The organism is Buttiauxella sp. (genome assembly GCF_035271705.1).
In the GTDB taxonomy this organism is placed as follows: domain Bacteria; phylum Pseudomonadota; class Gammaproteobacteria; order Enterobacterales; family Enterobacteriaceae; genus Buttiauxella.
Genome location: NZ_DATERI010000210.1, coordinates 1 through 2,697, shown reverse-complemented (window position 1 = coordinate 2,697; position 2,697 = coordinate 1). Strand labels below are relative to the sequence as shown.

At 51.7% G+C, this 2,697-nt stretch carries 2 protein-coding genes; one reads left to right on the top strand and one right to left on the bottom strand.

All coding sequences use genetic code 11. The features are described 5' to 3' along the window. Nucleotides 1–4: 4 nt before the first annotated feature. Nucleotides 5–949, bottom strand: a complete 945-nt coding sequence (locus VJY99_RS18540; RefSeq protein ID WP_324121108.1) for a LysR family transcriptional regulator — start codon at nt 947–949, stop codon at nt 5–7. Between the two features lie 106 nt (nt 950–1,055). On the opposite strand from VJY99_RS18540, the gene VJY99_RS18535 reads away from it, so the two are divergent. Further along, complete coding sequence (locus tag VJY99_RS18535; protein ID WP_324121106.1) at nt 1,056–2,261, top strand: MFS transporter; 1,206 nt, start codon at nt 1,056–1,058, stop codon at nt 2,259–2,261. The last annotated feature ends 436 nt before the right edge of the window (nt 2,262–2,697 follow it).

The window sequence follows — 2,697 nt, the reverse complement described above, 5'->3', positions numbered from 1 at the left end:
GGGCTTAAGCATGGCGTTGAGCAGAACGCGCGCCACTCACGTGAGGCATCACTTCTTTCATCAGCTCGATAAATTTGCGCAGACGTGCCGGGTAATAGCTCGCGTATGGATAAAGCAGATAAACGGGTAACGGTGCGGCCTGCCAGTCGGGCAATACGTGCTGCAACGTTCCTTGTTCCAGGTCCTCTTGTACCACCCAGGAAGAAACCATCCCTACTCCCACTCCGCTGATGGCGGCATTGCGCACCGCGTACAGGCTGTCGGAACTCAGTCTTGGCGCGATGTCGAAGCGTGCCAGTTCGCCACTATGAATATGATTTAACGTCACTTCATTGCGATAGAAACTGCTCAAAGCAACCCACGGGAGTTTTGCTAAATCCTCGGCTTCCTTCACCGGAACCTGGCTTGCGAGCAACGACGGCGCAGCAACCACAATGCGCGGCACTTCGGCCAGAAGTATCGCCACCACTGAAGGGTCAGTAATCGCACCGACGTGAATCGCGCAATCAATGCCTTCAGGAATAAAATCAGGCGAACGATCGTTAAGCACCCACTCAATATTGATATGCGGGTGGCGTTGCAAGTAACCAGCAAGCGGCTTGATAAGCTGATCTTGGCCGAACGCATGTGGCGCGCGAACACGCAACACACCAACCGGATCGTCACGCACACCGCTGACTTCATCTTCCAGAATCTGCCAGTTTTCAATCAGCCTGCGCGCATGCTGATAACAACGTTCGCCGTCGTCGGTGAGTTTCATGCTATGTGTGGTTCGCTGAATCAGCTTCACGCCTAGCATTTGCTCGAGGTTTTGCAAGCGGCGGCTAATAGTCGGCTGGGTGGTTTCCAGTTGCACGGCAGCCGCTGAAAGACTGCCGCTCTCAACGATACGCACGAAGGTTTGCAATATGGCTATACGGTCGCCAGCAGGATTAAAGTTTTTGTTCATACGCAAAGTGTATAACAGTTTTACCCCGCCAGGGGCTACAGCTTGAAGCCAATAACGATAAAAATGGCCGCACTTTCCCGTTCATAAGCACTTACAGGAGCGCGTCATGAGCCAGCTTTCCTCAGCAACATTCGCCACCAGCAGCATGCTATCAGGTAAAATTGTTTTTCTACTTGCTCTCGGAGCGGGTCTGAGCGTGGCATCAATATATTACAGCCAGCCAATGCTCGGCATTATCAGCAGCACCTTTCATGCACGTGTTGGGGATGTTGGCCTGGTGCCGACACTGACGCAAATCGGTTATGCGCTTGGCATTCTTTTCCTTGCTCCACTGGGCGACCGCTTTGATCGCCGCCGCATCATTCTGGTGAAAGGCACCCTGCTTTCGCTCACGTTGCTATTGTGTGGATTTGCCTCTTCCTGGCATGTGTTGTTACTCAGCAGCCTGGCAATTGGGTTAGTGGCGACCGTAGCGCAGGATATTATTCCCGCCGCCGCAACGCTGGCTTGCGAAAACCGCCGGGGGAAAACAGTCGGCATGGTGATGACCGGGCTACTGGCGGGCATTCTGCTTTCTCGCGTGTTTAGCGGCGTTGTGGCGCAATGGTTGGGTTGGCGCAGCGTGTACGCGATTGCTGCGGCAGGAGTATGGATTGTGACGCTTACCCTCTGGTACGTGCTGCCCGCTTTTAAGCCAGAAACAACGCTGCGCTACCCGGCACTGTTACGCTCGCTGGGAAAATTGTGGATGGAATACTCGGCTCTGCGTCGTGCCTCTCTGGCGCAAGGGTTACTGTCGATTGCCTTCAGCGCTTTCTGGTCAACGCTGGCGATTATGCTCGCTGACCGCTTCCATCTTGGCAGTGCTGTGGCCGGGGCTTTTGGCCTGGCGGGAGCGGCTGGAGCGCTTGCCGCCCCGTTGGCTGGGTCTATTGCTGACCGTCGCGGCCCGAATTTCGTTACAAAAGTCGCCTCAGCGTTAGTCGTTATCTCGTTCGCTTTCATGTTTGTGATGCCGCTGCTGCCTGTTTATGCACAGCTGGCGGTTATTGCCATCAGCGCGATTGGTTTTGACCTCGGTATTCAGGCTTCTCTGGTGGCGCATCAAACCATCATTTATGCGCTGAACCCGGCAGCGCGAAGTCGCCTGAACGCCATCATGTTTACGGTAGTGTTTATCGGCATGGCGCTGGGGGCATCTCTTGGTAGCAAGGCACTTGAAACTTTCGGTTGGACAGGCATGGTAGTGCTGGCAACGGTTGCGGCCACTGGCGGTTTACTGATTCGTTTAACCACTCGATCAGGTAAATAAATAGGGTGAATGGTTGCCGCACTCGGGCAGCCATTCACATTTATTCATTCCATTGATTAGTACAAACCATTGTCAGTCATGTCCTATGTAATGCAAACCCGTGAAATTTCTGTTTACTACTGCGTGAAATCTGAGCTGTTGAAATACCGTCTACCCCCCCAAAAAAAATTCACACAGAGATCTATATAAAGTTAGGAAGCGTTTTTCATCGGCGATTGAATATTGATGAGGCAATAAATTTGCCTATTTGCGCAATACGATTAATACCACTTGATAGTGAGTGACTCTTGGCTTTTTTATGTCACCCCCTCGGTAAAAACTAACTTTAAGCTAAATTGAAGTGTAAAGAAGTGAAAATACCCTGCATTTTTCTGGGTAATGGGAATTTTTCTTGTTTGAACACCCTTGAAAAATCATACAAATTCAAGTCTTAACA

Excerpts from the sequence above, each read along its gene's own strand:
- VJY99_RS18535 (WP_324121106.1), top strand. The coding sequence starts at position 1,056 with ATGAGCCAGCTTTCCTCAGCAACATTCGCCACCAGCAGCATGCTATCA.
- VJY99_RS18540 (WP_324121108.1), bottom strand. The coding sequence starts at position 949 with ATGAACAAAAACTTTAATCCTGCTGGCGACCGTATAGCCATATTGCAA.